Origin of the sequence: uncultured Desulfovibrio sp., from assembly GCF_944324935.1 — a bacterium.
GTDB lineage: Bacteria > Desulfobacterota > Desulfovibrionia > Desulfovibrionales > Desulfovibrionaceae > Desulfovibrio.
On sequence record NZ_CALUYG010000002.1, the window covers coordinates 67663 to 82926 of the forward strand.

Annotated in this window: 13 protein-coding genes; 6 read left to right on the forward strand and 7 right to left on the reverse strand. The window is 67.5% G+C overall.

What is annotated here, in order from left to right; all coding sequences use genetic code 11:
* Positions 1–267 precede the first annotated feature (267 nt).
* Positions 268–1941, forward strand: coding sequence for a PAS domain-containing methyl-accepting chemotaxis protein (locus Q0J54_RS01030; RefSeq protein WP_296303428.1), 1674 nt, complete (start codon positions 268–270; stop codon positions 1939–1941).
* A gap of 122 nt (positions 1942–2063) precedes the next feature.
* Here Q0J54_RS01030 and Q0J54_RS01035 read toward each other — a convergent pair whose 3' ends face one another.
* Positions 2064–2375 carry a hypothetical protein gene (locus tag Q0J54_RS01035; protein ID WP_296303429.1) on the reverse strand — a complete coding sequence of 104 codons (312 nt, stop codon included), beginning with the start codon at positions 2373–2375 and terminating at the stop codon, positions 2064–2066.
* 165 nt (positions 2376–2540) lie between these two features.
* On the opposite strand from Q0J54_RS01035, the gene Q0J54_RS01040 reads away from it, so the two are divergent.
* A complete protein-coding gene (locus Q0J54_RS01040) occupies positions 2541–3569 on the forward strand; it encodes a hypothetical protein (protein WP_296303430.1) in 1029 nt (342 codons plus the stop codon).
* A gap of 210 nt (positions 3570–3779) precedes the next feature.
* On the opposite strand, the gene Q0J54_RS01045 is transcribed toward Q0J54_RS01040, so the two are convergent.
* The 6 genes from Q0J54_RS01045 to Q0J54_RS01070 all read right to left on the reverse strand — a co-directional run bounded on the left by Q0J54_RS01045 (position 3780) and on the right by Q0J54_RS01070 (position 10469).
* Entirely contained in the window at positions 3780–4196 is a 417-nt protein-coding gene (locus Q0J54_RS01045; RefSeq protein ID WP_296303431.1) for a (deoxy)nucleoside triphosphate pyrophosphohydrolase, read from the reverse strand.
* Complete coding sequence (locus tag Q0J54_RS01050; protein WP_296303432.1) at positions 4193–6199, reverse strand: ABC-F family ATP-binding cassette domain-containing protein; 2007 nt, start codon at positions 6197–6199, stop codon at positions 4193–4195. The genes Q0J54_RS01045 and Q0J54_RS01050 overlap by 4 nt, the downstream gene beginning before the upstream one ends.
* Positions 6196–7251 carry an NAD(P)-dependent oxidoreductase gene (locus Q0J54_RS01055; RefSeq protein WP_296303433.1) on the reverse strand — a complete coding sequence of 352 codons (1056 nt, stop codon included), beginning with the start codon at positions 7249–7251 and terminating at the stop codon, positions 6196–6198. Before Q0J54_RS01055 ends, Q0J54_RS01050 begins: the two co-directional genes overlap by 4 nt.
* A complete protein-coding gene (locus Q0J54_RS01060) occupies positions 7248–8381 on the reverse strand; it encodes a hypothetical protein (protein ID WP_296303434.1) in 1134 nt (377 codons plus the stop codon). Before Q0J54_RS01060 ends, Q0J54_RS01055 begins: the two co-directional genes overlap by 4 nt.
* A 312-nt stretch (positions 8382–8693) precedes the next feature.
* Positions 8694–9620, reverse strand: a complete 927-nt coding sequence (locus tag Q0J54_RS01065; RefSeq protein ID WP_296303435.1) for a dihydroorotate dehydrogenase — start codon at positions 9618–9620, stop codon at positions 8694–8696.
* Between the two features lie 39 nt (positions 9621–9659).
* Positions 9660–10469 carry a dihydroorotate dehydrogenase electron transfer subunit gene (locus Q0J54_RS01070; protein ID WP_296303436.1) on the reverse strand — a complete coding sequence of 270 codons (810 nt, stop codon included), beginning with the start codon at positions 10467–10469 and terminating at the stop codon, positions 9660–9662.
* 227 nt (positions 10470–10696) lie between these two features.
* Here Q0J54_RS01070 and Q0J54_RS01075 point away from each other — a divergent pair, with 227 nt between their 5' ends.
* The 4 genes from Q0J54_RS01075 (at position 10697) to Q0J54_RS01090 (ending at position 15208) form a co-directional block, all read left to right on the forward strand.
* Positions 10697–11743: an aspartate-semialdehyde dehydrogenase gene (locus Q0J54_RS01075; protein WP_296303437.1), complete on the forward strand. Its 1047-nt coding sequence runs from the start codon at positions 10697–10699 to the stop codon at positions 11741–11743.
* Between the two features lie 107 nt (positions 11744–11850).
* On the forward strand, positions 11851–12801 hold the full coding sequence (locus tag Q0J54_RS01080; protein WP_296303438.1) for an aminotransferase class IV: 951 nt from the start codon (positions 11851–11853) through the stop codon (positions 12799–12801).
* Positions 12801–14300, forward strand: a complete 1500-nt coding sequence (locus Q0J54_RS01085; RefSeq protein ID WP_296303439.1) for a glycosyltransferase — start codon at positions 12801–12803, stop codon at positions 14298–14300. The genes Q0J54_RS01080 and Q0J54_RS01085 overlap by 1 nt, the downstream gene beginning before the upstream one ends.
* Positions 14297–15208, forward strand: coding sequence for an ATP-binding protein (locus tag Q0J54_RS01090; protein WP_296303440.1), 912 nt, complete (start codon positions 14297–14299; stop codon positions 15206–15208). The genes Q0J54_RS01085 and Q0J54_RS01090 overlap by 4 nt, the downstream gene beginning before the upstream one ends.
* Positions 15209–15264 lie beyond the last annotated feature (56 nt).

A 15264-nucleotide genomic window follows, 5' to 3' on the forward strand; every position in this document is an offset into this window, starting at 1 on the left:
CAAGCAGATCCACCGGACGCCGGCCCGGGACGACCGGGCCAGGCATCCGCACGCTGGGGGCGAAAGCCCCCTTTGTTGTGTACGCGTCGCAAGTCTAAGTCGATTTATTCAGCGTTTGAGAGCTAATGACTCTCGCAGGCCGTACGATAAACAGAATGACCGGCAGCCAGGAAGGCTGCCGTCCGGCGGTCGGTCCTCCGCCGTGTCCGCCGTTCTCCGGTCTGCCGGAAAGCGCGACCATGTTTTTTGAGAGACAGGATGGCTCACATGAATTTCTTGCAAAAGATGCGGCATAACGCCCGGCTGGTGAACCTGTGGAGTTCATCGGCGGGCGTCGGGCTCTGGGATGTGGAACTGTGCAACGGCGATCCTCTGTCGCCCCGGAGCCGCTGGACCTGGTCGGCGGAGTTCCGTCGCCTGCTTGGCTTTGGCAGTGCCGCGGAATTCCCCGATGTGGTCGGCTCCTGGAGCGACCGTCTGCACCCTGACGACAAGGCCCGAACCTTTGCGGTCTTCGGGGATGCGCTGGCCGGCAAGACCGACCGTTACGACGTCGTGTACCGCCTGCGTCTGCGCGATGGTTCCTACCGCTGGTTCCGGGCCACGGGCGGCGTGCAGCGGGACACTGCCGGGAAGGCCGTGCGGGCCTGCGGCTCGCTGGTGGACATCCATGAGAGCCACCAGCGCGAAGAGATCCTGAACCTCTGGAGCACGGCGGCCGGCGTGGGCCTCTGGGATGTGGTGCTGGCGGAAGACGGCGACCCCCTGTCGCCCCGGAGCCGCTGGACCTGGTCGGCGGAATTCCGTCGTCTGCTGGGCTTCGGCAGCGTGGAGGAATTCCCCGATGTGGTCAGCTCCTGGACCGACCGGCTGCATCCCGACGACAAGGCCAATACCTTTGCCGTCTTTGGCGCGGCCCTGGAAGGGAAGACCGATCGCTACGACGTCGCCTACCGTCTGCGTATGCGTGATGGCGACTATCACTGGTTTCGGGCCACGGGGGGCGTGACGCGGAACAGCGTCGGCAAGGCCGTACGGGCCTGCGGCTCGCTGGTGGACATCCAGGACGTGGAGGAACAGAAAGCCCGCATCTTTGCCACGGCCGATCAGCTTGAGGGCATGGCCAGGACGCTTTCCGATGCGGTCAGGCAGCTGTCGGCGTATGTCGCGCAATCCGAGCAGGGGGCCGCGCAGCAGGCGACCCGGGCGACCGAGACCGCCACGGCCATGGAGGAGATGAATTCCACGGTGCTCGAAGTGGCCAGGAATGCCGGTCAGGCTTCGGAGGCCTCCTCCGCGACACGCAACAAGGCCGAGGACGGCGAGAATATTGTGCAAAAGGCCATCGACGGCATCGAGCTCGTCCGGCAGCAGGCGCTGACGCTCAAGACGGACATGGGGCTGCTGGACAAGAGCGCCCAGGCCATCACCCAGATAATGAGCGTCATCTCCGACATTGCGGATCAGACCAATCTGCTGGCGCTCAATGCGGCCATCGAGGCCGCCCGCGCCGGAGAGGCCGGACGCGGTTTTGCCGTGGTGGCGGACGAAGTGCGCAAGCTGGCCGAAAAGACGATGGCCTCCACGGCCGAAGTGGACAAAGCCATCGTGGACATCCAGACCAGCACGGAAAAAAGCATCGCGCAGGTGGACATTGCCGCCAAGGCCATCGACGAGGCCACGTTGCTGGTCAATCAGTCGGGCGACGCCCTCAAGGAGATCGTACGGATGGCGGACGCCACCGCGGATCAGGTGCGCGCCATCGCCACCGCCGCCGAAGAACAGTCGTCCACCAGCGAGGAGATCAACCGCTCCATCGCGGAAGTGAACGGCATCGCCGGCAGCACGGCAACGGCCATGCAGGAATCGGCCCGGGCGGTCGAGGCGCTGGCCAGCCAGTCCGCCGCCCTGGAAAAGCTGGTGGGAGAGATCAAGCGCTAGCGCCAGCCCGCGCCGGGCACGCGGCCCGGCAAGCGGGGCGGATGCTGTGCCGGGAAACAAAAAGCGTCCGCGAGAGCGGACGCTTTTTTGCGTGCCGCCTTCAGGCCGGCGGCGCGGCGGGACTATCCCTCGTCCGGCTGGGACGGCGTGCCTGAGGAAACGATGTTCATCATCTCGCCGTCCAGCACGCCGGCAATCTCCACATCGCCCTTGTTGTAGATGGTCCCCTTGACGGTCCCGGCCACGAACATGCGGGACGTGGCATCCACATGCACATTGCCGACCACCATGCCGCGCACGATGAAGGTGGAGTCGTTTTTCAGGTACACGTCACCGTGGATCATGCCCGCGAGGTCGAAGTAGTCGTTATCCACCACGACAGTGCCTTCATGCAGGCCGTTGGAATTGACGAAAATGGTTTGCGGCGAAATCATGACCCCTCCTTGTACGTCCCGTGCATGTGGGCGGAATATAGCGTCCGGCGGCAAGGCGCGTCAAGGCGCGTCCGGCTGGGCTGGACGGCGCACCAGGGCGCACCAGGACGGGACGGCCCGGGAGGGGCGCGGGACGGCGGAGGCGCGGAAGCGGCGGGGGGGCTTGTGTCGTTCGCCCCAAGCCGCTACAAGCAGGAAAAAAGCGAGGATGCCGTGCCGTCAGCCGAGAGTGCCGCCCGCGTGGATGTGGCCGTCAACATTTTTGCCAAGCCCTACCAGACCGCCCTTTCCCTGTTGTCCCTGCTGCGGGCCAGCGGGCCGCATGTGGGCGTCGTGTACTTGCAGTTCGAGCCCTACGGCTCGGAGCATGACGCGGTCAGCCCCTATCTGGTGGCCGCCTGGCTGACCGAACAGCTGGGACCGGAGCGCTGCCGCGTCTTCCAGCCGGACTACTGGCTCGACCTCAACGCCGCCGATGTCCGGCGTCTGCATGATCCCGCCTATCGCTACGGCATCCGCTATCAGTACGCCTTCGAGCACAGCGAAGCGCGTCTGCTCTTCCTCATGCACAACGACGTTTTCGTACAGCGCGACATCTTGGGGGCCATGCTGGCCGCGCGCGGCGAGGCCTTTGCCATCGGGCATCTGGGCCAGTGCTGGAATTGCCCGGCCTCACGCCCCGAACTCATGCGGGATCTGTTCGATCTGCCGCCCTGCGGCCCGGGCCGGCAGGAGGACTTCCGCCCGGATTACGCGCAGTTGTGCGCGCTCTACGCGCTGGCCGGGGAGCGGGGCGTCTTCGTGCGGCCGTACCCCGAAGGCTTTGCGGGCATTTTTGACCGGCAGCCCTGGCCCCTGCCGGAGTGCCGCATCAACGAGTGGGCCTGCCTGCTGGATCTGGAGCGCACCCGGCCCCTGACCCTGCCGCTGGGTCCGGCCCTGCCGCCCGGGGCCTACCGGCAGTGCGGGCCCGTCTGTCTGGATATCGGGGTGGAGTGGTTCCGCGCCATGTACGCCCACGGGCTGCACGCCCGGCATTTCCCGGTGGCGGACTACCTGAAGCACTGGGTGGGCACGGGCAAGGTGACGCGCCGGCGCTATCTGCTGGCCGAGGACAATGCCCTGGCCCTGCTCAAGCGGCATTTCCCCGCCTATGTGGACTGGCTGCGCCGCAAAAGCGGCAAGGATGTCTGAACGGCCGGGAAAGATCGGGACAGGGGCAGCGGCCCGCCGTTCGCCCTGCGGGTCCCGGCGGGCCCCGGCGCATTGCCGGGGGACGCCATGCCGGAGGAGGGCGATCCCGGCCGCCTGTCTGACGGGAAGCCGGGCTGGCTGGGCGACAGGGGCAGATTGTCAAACGAAAGTTGACACAAAGAAGACCCCGTCTTCCCGCTTCCGGCGACATCATCCCCTCCCGCCGTCCCCGTCGGCCAGCGCGGCGACGATGGCCGCATCGGCGGGCAGGAAGGGCAGGGAGGCGGCCTCTTCCGGGAGGACCCAGCACAGGGCCTGTCCCTCCCGGCTGGAAGGTCGGCCGTCAAAGGCGGTCACATGGAAGAAGTGCAAGCGCACATGGAGGCCGCGTTCGGGGTAATCGTGTTCGGCGCAGCGCCAGAAGGAGGCCGTGCGTACGCGGATGTCCAGCTCCTCGGCCAGTTCGCGGGCCAGGGCCCGCGCGGCATCCTCGCCGGGCTCCAGCTTGCCGCCGGGGAATTCCCAGAAACCGGCATGGGGCTTGTCCGGCGGGCGCTGGGCGGCAAGGAAGCGTCCGTCCTGCCAGATGACGCCCGCCGCCACATCGATGCCGCGCAGGGCGCTCATGCGTCCTCGCCCCTGTGGGCGGCCTCGATCTCCGCGATCTGCTCTTCCACGGCGGCCATCTCGTCCATGAGGCGGTCCACCGTGTCCTTGAGGTCGTTGAAGCGCTTGAGCAGCTCGGTGGAGCGGGCGGCATCGGCGTAGACCTCGGGATCGGCAAGGAGCTGCTCCACTTCGGCCTGTTCGTCCATGCGGGCGGCAAGCTCGTTTTCAAGAACGGCGTAGCGCTGCTGCAAGGGCTTGAGCTTCTTGTGGAGGGCGTTGCGGCGTTCGGCCTCCTCGCGCTTGAGCCTCTTCAGCTCGTCACGGGAAAGGCCGGCACGGGCCGTATCGGTCGTCGGGGCGGCGGCCGTGCCGGAGGCCGTGGCGGCGGGCGCGGCCTTGCCCGCGGGCCGGGCCGCCTCGAGAGCGGCACGACGCGCCGCGTCATAGGCGGCAAAGTCGGGGTAAACGGTGATCCCCTTGTCGTCCAGCGCCCAGGCCTCGGCCCCCACTTCCGAGAGCAGCCAGCGGTCATGGGCCACCATGAGCAGCGTGCCGTCGAAGCGTTGCAGGGCGTCGGCCAGCGCTTCGCGGCTCTCCAGATCGAGGTGGTTGGTGGGCTCGTCCAGCAGCAGGAAATTGCAGCGCTTGAGGAAGAGGCTGGCCAGCACGAGGCGGCTTTTTTCGCCGCCGGAAAGGGCGCTGACCTGTAGGTCGAAATACTCCTGCCCCAGCAGGAAGAGGCCCAGCACGCTCATCAGCTCCTCTTCCGTGGTGCGCGGGTCGGAAAGACGGCGGATCTCGCCCAGTACGGTGGTGTCCGGGCGCAGGGTGTCCATCTGGTGCTGGGTGTAATAGCCCAGACGCACCTGAGTCCCGGTGACGATGTTGCCGCCGCAGCGCTCCAGCGTGCCGGCGAGCAGCTTGAGCAGGGTGGACTTGCCGCAGCCGTTGTGCCCCACCAGCGCCACGCGCTGTCCCCGGTAGAGGGTGAAGGTCAGGGGCGGCCACATCTGCTTGCCGTCGCTGAAATGGAAGGCCAGATCGGCCGTGGCAAGGACGACCTTTTCCGAGTGCGGGGCCTCGGGCCAGCTGAAATGGAGCTCCTTGCGCCTGGGCTCCGGCCGGTAGTCCTCCAGTTCCTTTTCCAGCTTCTTGGCCATCTTCTGGCGGGAACCGGCCTGCCGGGCCTTGGTGGCCTTGGCCCGGAAGCGCTCCACAAAGGCCATCTTGCGGTTCAGCTCGTCCTGCAGGGCCCTGGCCTCGCGTTCGCGCTGGGCGTTGTATTCCTCCTGCAGGGAAAGGAACTGCGTATAGGTGGCCTTGCGGAAGACCGGGCGGGACAGGCCAAGATAGAGCACATGGGTCCCCACCTTGTCCATGAACACGCGGTCGTGCGCCACGAAGACCAGCGCGCCCTGGAAGGAGAGGAGGAAGTCCTCCAGCCATTCCACGGCTTCCACGTCGAGGTGGTTGGTGGGTTCGTCCAGCAGGAGCACGTCGGCCCCGGCGGTGAGCACGCGGGCCAGCTTGGCGCGTTCGCGCCAGCCGCCGGAAAGTTCGCGCAAGGTACGATGCCACTTGCGTTCGGCGAAGCCCAGGCCGGAGAGTACGGTCTTGGCGCGCTGTTCGGGGTTGTAACCGTGGATGGCCTCGAGCTCGGCCTGTCGCTGCATGAGCTCGTTGAGACGGGCCTCGTCGCCCGCGGCGGCGGCATCCTCCCACTGGCCCCAGAAGTCGCTCCAGTCGTGCAGCACGTCCAGCACATAGGTCAGCAGGGGGGTGTCCAGCGCCTGCTCGGAAAGTTCCTGCTCCACATAGCCCAGACGGCAGCCGCGCGGCAGGATGACGCGCCCGCCGTCGGCAGGCTCCACCCCGGCAAGCAACTTGAGGAGGGTGGATTTGCCGGTGCCGTTGGGCCCGCAGACGCACAGCCGCACGCCGGAATCCACTTCCAGCGAGAAGTTGGTGAAGATGTCCCGTCCGCCAAAGGATTTGGACAGATCCTGGATGGTGATTTTCACAGAAGTCCCTCGGCCCGATACCCGGCCACGGCCTCGGCCAGTCCTTCCGCCAGACCGACGGCGGGGACGTAGCCCAGTTCCTGTTGTATGCGAGTGCCATCGCAAAGCCAGCCCTCGTGGCGGGCTTCGCGGAATTTGTCCAGATTCCAGTTGGGGGCCCGGCCGCCGGGTCGCACGAGGCGGCAGGCCATGCCCCAGAGGCCGGCCGCGCAGGCGGTGAGGCCGAGTACGGGCACAGGCACGGGGATGAGATGTGCCCGACGGCCCAGCGCGCGGGCCATGCCCTCGTAAAACGAGCGCATGCTGTGGACGCCGCCGTCGTTGACGTGGTAGACGCCGCGGGCGTCCTCCCGGCAGAGCAGGAGCAGGGCCTGTGCGGCATCACGGGCATGAACGACGGAGACCGGGAATTCCCGCTTCCAGCCGGGCAGGGCGGCCAGGCCGCGCGTGAGCCCCCGGAAGACCGGCAAAAGGCCGCGATCCCCGGAGCCGTAGATGATGGGTGGGCGCAGAGTGACGAGCCTGTCGCCCACGGCCCGGCCGAGGATCTGCTCCACCAGCAGTTTTGACCAGCCGTAGGCGGAGACGGGCGCGCCGGGGCTGTCGTCGCCGCGCCCCGGGGCCACGGCGCAGGGGCCGCTTGCCGCCAGGCTGGACACCAGCACCACGCGCGGCAGGGGCTGGCCCTCCCCCCGCAGGCGCGCGAGCGCGTCGGCAAGCTGCCGGGCGGCGGTGCTGTTGGCGCGAAGATAGTCCTGCCAGCCCAGGCCGAAGAGCAGGGCCGCCATATGTATAAGAATGTCCTGCCCTCTCAGGGCCGCCACAAGGCCGTCCCCGCGCGAAAGGTCGACCTGCGCCGTCCGTACGCCGTCCGGCAGGCCGTCCCGGCGGGAGGTGGCCCGTACAAGGCAGGTGATGTCGGCCCCGGCCGCCGTGAGCGACGGCAGCAGATGCCGGCCCAGAAAACCCGTGCCGCCGGTCACGGCGACACGCTTGCCGCGCAGATGCCCCAGGGCCTGCATGTCCGGCAGAGGGGGCGTTTCAGATGTCATGCGTCGATCTCCCGTCGGTAGAGGCGGTAGCGCTTGGTGATGCGCCCGGAAAAATCCTCGATGAGGTCATTGATGGCCGTATTGTCCTCCAGCACCCACGACCCCTCGAGGCGGCGGAACTCGGGATGGCGGCGGGCCTTTTCCAGCAGGCAGTCCAGCAGGAGCAGGGGCAGGCCCAGCAGGCGGTAGGCCGGACGGATGCCGAAGAGCATGAGCCGGTAGCTGCCGCGGATCTCGCCCCGGCTGAGCCACCAGTGCCAGAGGGCGGACAGCCCCAGCCGTCCGCGCAGACGCCGCAACAGCGGCGCGAGGTCGGGCAGGGCCACCATGCCGGCCACGGGCTGTTCCTCATGGAAGAAAAGGACGAAATATTCCGGGTCGAGGATGCGCTTCAGCTCCTTCACGAGCTCTTCGGCCTCGGCCGGGGAAAGCGGCGTGAAGGCGAAATTCTCGGCCCAGGACTCGCGGTAGATGTCCAGCATGGCGCGGATGTCCGCGGCAAGGGTGGCGCGGCGCGCCGTGCGCCAGGTGAAGCGCTTCCCGGCCTTGAGGCGGTCGAGCTCCGTCGAGAGCCAGTCCGGCAGGCGCAGCGTCTCGCGCTCGATGAGATAGGCAAAGAGATCCTGCTCTTTCCGCAGATGCCAGCTTTCCAGCAGTTCGGCATAATACGGCGGGTTCCAGGGCATCATAAGCGCGGGCGGCTGGTCGAAGCCGTCCACCAGCAGGCCGCAGGTGTAGTTGGTGGAAGGATTGAGCGGCCCGCGCATATGGCTCATGCCCTGTCGGGCCAGCCAGTCGCGGGCCGCGGCCAGCAGGGCGTGGGCGGCCTCGGGGTCGTCACGGCACTCAAAAAAGCCGAAGGCCCCGCAGCGCGTCTGCGCGTAGGCATTGTATTTCTCGTCCACGATGGCCGCAATGCGCCCCACATCTTCCCCGTCCCGCCGCACAAGGAAGAGCTCGCGCCGGGCGTCGTCCCAGAAAGGATGCGCGCCGGGGGTGAGCAGCTTCATGTCGTCACGAAAAAGCCCGGGCGACCAGAGCGAATCCTCCGGGTACAGCCTTGCCGGAAGCTCGACAAAACGCCGCAAAGCGGCTTCATCGGTCACACGTTCAATGACGGGAACGGCCATGCCGGATTCCTCCTGGAGCTGGTTGCCTGTGTATTGGGGGGGAGGGGACCCCCTCCGCCGGCGCGGGAGAACCCAGCCTTTTCGCAGCAAAGCGGGAAAAGGCGTTCTCGTCATCCTCCCCCTCAAGCCTCCATTCCTTCCCCAGCGCGCTTTTATTGGGGGAAGCGTCTGGAACGCGAAGCGCCCCCGCCCCAAAGGCAAGCGGAGTGTATATTATCTTTTTAATATTTAAATTATTATAAATTTTTCTTAACACACCTGGCGGAGGGCTTCCCCATCCCTTCAATAAGCTGCGAATGGCGGTTACGGGCCCTAGCCCGTGACCAGCGCGCCGCGCAGCCCGTCCAGACTGTCGACGTTCAGGCGGCGGCAGGCTTCCGGCAGGTCGTCCGCCAGCGCAAAGGCCGCGTCGGGCCGCATGAAGCTGGCCGTGCCGATCTGCACGGCGGAGGCGCCCACGAGGATGAATTCCAGAATGTCCTCGGCCGTGGTGATGCCGCCGATGCCGATGACCGGAATGTCCACGGCCTGCGCCACCTGCCAGACGCAGCGCAGGGCCACGGGCTTGATGGCCGGGCCGGAGAGGCCGCCGATGACGTTGGCCAGACGTGGCGCACGGCGGGCCACATCCACGGCCATGCCGGACAGGGTGTTGATGCAGGAGAGCATATCCGCCCCGGCATCGGCCACGGCGCGGGCCATGCCCGCGATGTCGGTCACGTTGGGCGAGAGCTTGACGATGACCGGCTTGTGCGGCGCGGCGTCCACCACGGCGCGGGTGACGGCCGCGGCCTGCGCCGGGTCCTGCCCGAAGAGGATGCCGCCCTGTTTCACGTTGGGGCAGGAAATGTTGACTTCCAGAGCGGCCACGCCCTCGGCCGCGTCAAGGCGGGCGGCCAGCTCCGCGAATTCGGCGGCGGAGGTGGCGTAGAGGTTGGCCACCACGGGCGTCTCCTCCCAGGGCAGGCGCGGCAGCTTGTCGCGCAAAAAGCTGTCCACGCCGTCGTTTTGCAGGCCCACGGCATTGAGCATGCCGGCCGTGGTCTCCACGATGCGCGGGCAGGGATTGCCGTCGCGCGGCTGCAGGGAAAGCCCCTTGACCACCATGCCGCCCAGCCGGGACAGATCGCCGTAAGGCGCGAACTCCGTACCGTAGCCGAAGGTCCCGGAGGCGGTCATAACGGGATTTTTCAGGCGCAGCTCATGCCTGCGCCCACGAAGCGTAACGGAAAGATCCATGCGGCCCCCCAGTGGAAGATGGACGCCGGCGGCCGGCGTCTAGAGTTCGATCTGATCGGCCCAGAACACGGGGCCGTGATTGCAGGTCTGCACAAGGCCGCCGCGTTTGGCGGGCACGGGCCAGGTCTCCGTGGTGCGGGTCACGCAGCCAAGGCAGGCCCCCACGCCGCAGGCCATGCGATTCTCCAGCGAGAGCTGGCAGCGCGCGCCGTATTCCAGCGCGAAGCGCCGCACGGTCTTCAGGAAGGGCAGGGGCCCGCAGGCCAGCACCAGGCCCTTTTGTTCGGCATTGTCCCGGATGCGCTCCTGAAGGGTGAAAATGAGGTTGTCCAGATCGCCGGGCTCGGTCTCGCGCAGGCTGTCCAGGGGCACATGCTCGTTGATGCTGTCCACGGGGTAGCAGCTCAGCGGTTCGCGGTGGCCGAAGAGCATGGTCACGTTCCAGGGTTTGGGATGCTGGTTGACGTAGCCCACGAAGGGCGCGATGCCCATGCCGCCGGCCAGCAGCAGGGTGGGCGTCTCGGGCTCCACGGCGAAACCATTGCCCAGCGGCCCCCAGACGCGCACCGTGTCCCCTTCGCGCAGGGCGGCCATGCGCTGCGTGCCTCTGCCCTGCACCTGAAAGAAGCAGATGAGGTGACGCGTCGTCATGTGACAGATGCCGAAGGGGCGCGCCCACGGGATCTCCAGGCCGAAGGATGTCGGGCGCACCATGACGAACTGTCCCGGACGCCAGCCGTCCCAGTCTGGGCGGGTGAGGCGCAGGGCAAAAAAACGGCTGTCCTGACCCGTCTGCCCGAAAGGCACAAGGTCAAGCACCGTCAGAAGGCAGGAACTTTGCTGTGACATGGGAAGCACTATAAAAAAGATGGCGGCTCCCGGTCAACCGTCCTGACGCGGGCCGCGCCGTACGGCCGTCCGCATGAGGCGCCTGCGCGGGCGTGGCGCGGCAGGCGGCCGGGGCGGCCGGAGGGGGGGACAGCCCCTTCCCTTTTGCAGCATTGCCGGATATGATGGTACGTTCCGGCAGGCGCGCTGTGCGCCGCCCTTATATCCGCTCGGTGAGGAGAGACATCATGAGCAAAAAGTTGACCGTGGCTGTTGTGGGCGCTACCGGCGCCGTGGGTCGTGAAATGCTGAAGACCCTGCATGACCGTCAGTTCCCGGCCACGGCAGTACGCGCGTTCGCGTCGGCGCGCTCGGCGGGCAGCAAGGTCCCCTTCGGCGAAACGGAACTGACCGTGCAGGAGCTGAGGGAGGATGTGTTCGAAGGGATCGACATCGCCATCTTTTCCGCCGGCGGCGGCACGTCCGAGACTTTTGCCCCCCATGCGGCCCACGCGGGCTGCGTGGTGGTGGACAACTCCTCGCAATGGCGCATGGACGACCGCTGTCCGCTGGTCGTACCCGAGGTGAATCCCGATGCGCTGGCGGGGCATAACGGCATCATCGCCAATCCCAACTGTTCCACCATCCAGATGCTGGTGGCCCTCAAGCCCATTTATGACGCCGTGGGCATCCGGCGCGTGGTGGTCTCCACCTATCAGGCCGTGTCCGGCACCGGGCAGAAGGGCCTTGAGGAGCTGGAGCGCCAGACCCGCGACCTCTTCAATCTGCGCGAGCCCGAATGCAAGGTCTATCCCTACCGCATCGCCTTCAACGTGCTGCCGCATATCGATGTCTTCCTTGACAACGACTACACCAAGGAAGAAATGAAGATGACCAACGAGACCGTGAAGATCTTCAACGATCCCTCGGTCAAGGTGACGGCGACCTGCGTGCGCGTGCCGGTGTTCTTCGGCCATGCGGAATCCGTCAACGTGGAGACCGTGAAAAAGATGACCGCCAAGGAATGCCGCATCCTGCTTTCCCAGGCGCCGGGGGTCAAGGTGTTCGACAATCCGCGCGAGAAGCTCTACCCCATGCCCGCGTACATCGCCGGCGACGACGAGACCTATGTGGGCCGTATCCGCGAGGACGAGAGCATCGAGAACGGCCTCAACATGTGGGTCGTGGCCGACAACGTGCGCAAGGGCGCGGCGCTCAACGCCGTGCAGATCGCCGAAGAACTGCTGCGGCGCGACCTCGTGCGCGTGAAGGACCGCAACGTCTTCATGGCCTAGGCGGGACGCGGAACGACGCCCGCGGCAGGGGCGTCGGGACCGCCATCGAACAGCAACGGGCCGCCGCTTTCCACGAGGGAACGGCGGCCCTTTCCAAGGGGGCAATCATGGAAGCTGTAGGTTACGACGTTTATTTGCGCGCCCTGCTGGACGCGCCCCATCCCGGCGTGGACAAGGTGCTGGCCTTCTATGATCACCGCGTGGGCCATATCTGTACGGATGCCCGGCTGATGCTGCTGCCGCTGGACGACCACCTGTGTCACCGCGGCGACGGGCTTTTTGAGAGCATCAATTACCGCGACGGCAGGATATTCGCCCTTGACGACCACCTTGCCCGCCTGCGGAACGGGACGGAGGCCATCCGCCTTGCGCCGCCCTGCCCGTGGGAGGAACTGCGCCAGCGCATCCTGGACGTGGCGCGCGCCTCCGGCGAATCCCACGGCGACATCCGCCTGCTGCTGGGGCGCGGGCCCGGCGGCTTCGGCATCTCGCCGGACGAGTGTCCACAGTCCACGCTCTACATCGTGGCCATCCGTTCCCGCCTGCCCGAGGCGGACGTCTATGAAAAGGGGCTGACGGCCTTCACCAGCGACATTCCCCCCAAACAGCAGTATCTGGCCAAGATCAAGAGCACCAACTATCTGCCCAATGTCTTCATGGCCCGCGAAGCCAGCGAAAAGGGCATGGACGTGGCCGTGACCTTTGACGAGCACGGCTGCATGTGCGAAGCCGCCATCGCCAATATCGGCATTGTGGACAAGGACGGTGTGCTCACCACGCCGGACATGCGGCACATCCTGGCCGGGACGTCCATGCAGGCCGCCTTCCGCGTGGCGCCGCAGCGCCTGCCCGTGGCCCAGCGCGACATCCGGCATGAGGACATCGCCGCGGCCCGCGAGATGCTGCTCTTCACCAGCGCCACCCTCTGCGTGGCCGTGACGCATTTTGACGGCAGGCCCATCGGACAGGGCGAGCAGGCGGGCAGGCCCGGGCCTGTGGCGCGCTGGCTCAAGGACGCCCTGCTCGAGCACATGCTCGCCACGGGTACGCCCTTCTGATGCGCGTTCTCCTCGTGGCCCTCCAGTCCCCGGAGGCCAGCCTTGCGGGGGACGGGCCCTCTTCGCCGGCCGGGCCGCCATCGGGAGAACTGCCCGGTGAGGCGCGGGCGGAGCAGGAACAGGCGCTCGCTCTGGCGCGCGGCATGCGCGATGCCGGGCGCTGGGCCCCGCTCATCGTCTGCCGCCGGGGGAGCTGGCTTGCCGGGCGCGCCGGAGAACTGGGTCTGCCCTGCGTCACGCTGGGGCAGGGCGCGGCGGCGCGGACGGCGGGCTGTCTGCGCCTCTGGTGGCGCTTCCGGCGACAGGGACACCTGCTCATCCAGACGCTGGGCACGGAGTCCGTGAGCTGGGGCGCACGGCTTGCCGCCTGGCGGCGTCCGTTCGGCGCGCGCGCCACGCTGCTCGTGCATGCCTTTCCGGTGCGGCCGCCGTCGGCCGCATCCCTTCGTTCCCGCCACGGCCGCGACGTCATGGCCGCCCAAAAAATCCTTTGCGGCAGCGAGCATGTGCGCGAACGCCTGCACGACGCGCACTGCAATGGCGATTCCTCCTCCGCCGGCCTGCCCGGCGAGCGGCTGGAGCGCTTCCTCCCCTGCGTGGACGTCGACCGTCTGCGCGTGACGCCGACGCCCCGGCGCGAGGGAACGAACTTCGTTTTTGCCATGACCGAAAGCTTCCTGCCCCAGTCCGGCGCGCTCCCCGTGCTCCAGGCCATGTTGCTGCTCAAGCAGCGGAGCGACCTGCCCCCGTGGGAGGTGCGCCTCTACGGTAACGGCCCCCGCTGCGGCGAGATATGGGAGGAGGCGCGGGCCCTCGGCGTGGAGTCCCGCCTGTGCCTGCTGGGGCCGCAACCTCTCGCCGAGGCCCTGCGCCGCTGCGACGTATGGCTCGCCCCGGGACAGGCCGACGCGGAAGTGCCCTCCACCTTCTGGGCGGGCTTTGTGGCCGGGGTCCCCGTCATCTACAGTCTGAGCCATCTGCACCGCGAATTCCTGGGCCATGCGCGGCCCTGCCTGCCCCTGTCCGCCGTCTCGCCGGAAAAGATCGCGGAGGCCATGCGCCTCACGCTGCTCGACGCGCCTGCTCGCGTCCGCCTTGCGGAACAGGCCGGACAGGCGGCCGCCGCCGTCGATGGCGCGACGCTGGCCGAACATCTCCGCGAGACCTACACCCAGTGGGCCGGGGCCTGGGGCTGGCTTGACGCCGCCGACCATGAAGCGCTTGCCGCCGCGCAGGAGGCCTCCCCGGCCGCGCCGGCAGACAGCTCCCCAGTGCGGGAGGATGCCCCGCCCGCGCCGCACAGGGACGCCGCGCCCGATCTTCCTCCGCCTGTACCGGAGGCCGCCGGCGGAGCTCCCGTCGCTCCCCCGCAGCCTGACGAGCGGGAGCCCGCAAGCGGAGACGCTTCTGGAACGCCGCCCCCGGCGGCAGCTTCGGCCCCTGTCCGGGCCCGCACCGCAAAACCACGGACGAAAAAGCGTCCGCGCGAGACCCCATGAAATGCAAGATCTGCAAGGCGCAGGCCGTAGTTGCCCTGCGCAGTCATAATGCCGCCTTCTGCCCCGACTGTTATCTGGATTTCTTTTCCCGTCAGGTGGCCAGAGGCATCGAAGGCCAGAAGCTCTTCACCCGGGAGGAACGCATCCTCGTGGCCCTTTCCGGCGGCAAGGATTCGCTGGCCCTCATGCTCGAACTTTCCCGGCAGGGCTACGACGTGACCGGCCTGCACATCGACCTCGGCATCCCCGGCTCCTCGCAGGCCGCGCGCGCCGTGGTGGAACGCTTCTGCGAGCGGCACGGCCTGCGGCTCATGGTCAAGGACATGACCGCCGAAGGCCTGCCCATTCCGCTGGTCAAGGAACGCCTCAACCGCCCGGTCTGCTCGGCCTGCGGCAAGATAAAGCGCCACTTCTTCAACAAGGCCGCGCTGGACGGCGGCTTTGACGCCCTCGCCACCGGCCACAACCTCGATGACGAGGTGGCGCGTCTGTTCAGTAACACCCTGCGCTGGGATACGGCCTACCTCTCCGATCAGGGTCCGCGCCTCGACGGCGAGGACGGCTTTGCCCGCAAGGTCAAACCCCTCTGGCGGCTCACCGAATTCGAGACCGCCAATTACGCCTTCCTCATGGGCATCGAACACCACGTCGCCGCCTGCCCCTACAGCCCCGGCGCCAGCTTCTCCGTGCTCAAGGGCATCATGCAGCGCCTCGAAGCCGCCATGCCCGGCCGCAAGCTGGACTTTTACCAGGGCTTCCTCCAGCGCGGACGCCCCGTCTTCGCCCGCCGCGAAGCCGAACAGGGCGATACCCTCGCCCCCTGCACCCGCTGCGGCTACCCCACCTCCTCCGGCGATACCTGCGGCGTCTGCCGCATCCGCGCCGCCCTGGCCGGGGAGCAGGCGTAGGGCCTGTCTGTCGTGATGCAGCTGAATTGGGGAAGGGGAACCCCTCCCGCGCCGGC